The following is a 1,871-nucleotide window of genomic DNA, read 5'->3' on the forward strand; positions in this document are numbered from 1 at the left end:
CCCGCCGCCCCCGCGCCCCCCGGCGCGCCGTTCGCGCCGCGCCGCTTCATCCCGTCGTGGCGCTGGCTGACCGAGGCGATGTGGTGGGTCGAGCACTCGTTCGGTCGGGCCCGCGCCGACGCCCGGCCGGAAGAAGACACCCGGGTCCGCATCTTCCTGATTCTGATGGCCTTCTCGGCGGTGTTCGTCTGTCTGGCCCTGGGCGCGGCCAACGCCGCCCTGCTGGCGCCCAAGGGCGGGGTCGGCTCGGTGGCCCATCCGAACGCCGTGGTCCGCGCCGACATCGTCGACCGCAATGGGGCCCTGTTGGCCACCAACATCACCCACTACGGCCTGTACATCGACCCTCGGGAGGTCTGGGACCGCCGCCTGGCCGCCCGGCAGATCAAGCGCGCCCTGCCGCGGGTGTCGCTGGCCAAGCTGAACCGGGTGCTGGCCGGCGACCGCCGCCTGATCGTCCTGCCCGGCCTGACGCCGCAGGAGAAGGAAGCCGTCCACGCCCTGGCGCTGGGGGGGGTGACCTTCGAACCCGAGGACCGGCGCGTGTATCCGCTGGGCGGCTCGGCGGCCCACGTGCTGGGTCTGGCCGATACGGGCGGGCAGGGGATCGCCGGCGCCGAACTGGCCTTCAACGCCGACATCCGCGCGGCCGGCCAGCGGGGCGAGAGCTTCCCGCTGTCGATCGATCTGCGCGTCCAGGGCGTGCTGGAGAACGAACTGGCCGTCGCGGCCTCGGCCGCCGAGGCCAAGGGCGCGGTCGGGGTGGTCGCCGACGCGCGCACCGGCGAAATCCTGGGCATGGCCAGCTGGCCGACGACCGATCGCCTGAACCGCGTCACCTCGGCCCACTACGAGATGGGCTCGGTGTTCAAGACCTTCACCATCGCCGCCAGCCTCGACACGGGCCGGGCGGACATGGGCACCCTGTTCGACGCGTCCCAGCCCTATATGATCGGCAATCGCCGCATCAGCGACTTCCACGCCACCAACAAGATCCTGACGCTGGAGGAGGTCTACCTCCACTCGTCCAACATCGGCACGTCGCGCATGGCCGTGGAGATGGGGCCGGACGTGATGCGCGACTATTTCGGCCGCCTGGGCCTGCTGGACGCCGCGCCGATCGAGCTGCACGAATCCGCCCGTCCCCGGCGCCCGACCAACTGGCAGGACTCGACCCGCGCCTCGATGTCGTTCGGCTACGGCATCATGATCACGCCGCTGCAGATGACCGCGGCGACCGTGGCCCTGGTCAACGGCGGCGTCTTCCGGCCGCTGACCCTGCGCCGCGGCGGCACGGGCGCGTGGGGCGGCAAGTGATCAGCCCGGAGACCTCGCGCGACATCCGGGCGCTGATGCGGGCCAACGTCCTGCGCGGTTCGGGCCGCCAGGCCAACGCCGAGGGCCTGCGCGTCGGCGGCAAGACGGGATCGGCCAACAAGCTGGTCAACGGCCGCTACGACGCCGGTCACGGCATCGGCTCGTTCGCCGCCGTCTTCCCCGCGGACGGCCCGGACGACGCCCAGCGCTATGTGATCTTCGTGTTGATCGACGAGCCCAGCCAGGGCTCGCGCCTGGGCGGCGCCATCGCCGCCCCGGTGGTCGGCCGGGTCACGGACCGGATCGCCGGCTTCCTGAACGTCCAGCGCGTCATTGATCCGCCGGCCGCCCCAGCGGTGACGCGATGAGCGCGGTCCGTCTGTCCGACCTGCTGCACCGCGACGTGCCGTCGGACCCGGTGATCACCGGCGTGACCGCCGACAGCCGCAAGGTCGCGCCCGGCTCGCTGTTCCGTGGCCCTGCCCGGCAGCGCCGCGGACGGCCGCGCTTTCATTCCCCCAGGCCCTGTCCCAGGGCGCCGCCGCCATCCTGGC

General features: G+C 72.6%; 2 protein-coding genes and 1 pseudogene. All 3 read left to right on the plus strand.

Annotated elements, in window-relative coordinates; all coding sequences use genetic code 11:
- Nucleotides 1-1,317, plus strand: a 1,317-nt coding sequence (locus AC2W7C_RS17350; RefSeq protein ID WP_486002484.1) for a peptidoglycan D,D-transpeptidase FtsI family protein, incomplete at its 5' end; no start/stop codon positions are given.
- Nucleotides 1,314-1,685 (plus strand): penicillin-binding transpeptidase domain-containing protein, encoded by a 372-nt coding sequence (locus AC2W7C_RS17355; RefSeq protein WP_486002485.1) that lies wholly within the window; start codon nt 1,314-1,316, stop codon nt 1,683-1,685. The genes AC2W7C_RS17350 and AC2W7C_RS17355, both read left to right, overlap by 4 nt.
- Nucleotides 1,682-1,871: pseudogene (locus AC2W7C_RS17360) on the plus strand (Mur ligase domain-containing protein); the annotation flags it as partial. The gene AC2W7C_RS17355 and the pseudogene AC2W7C_RS17360, both read left to right, overlap by 4 nt.

The sequence above is a fragment of the Brevundimonas sp. CURTG3B2_SDJG genome (genome assembly GCF_057364705.1).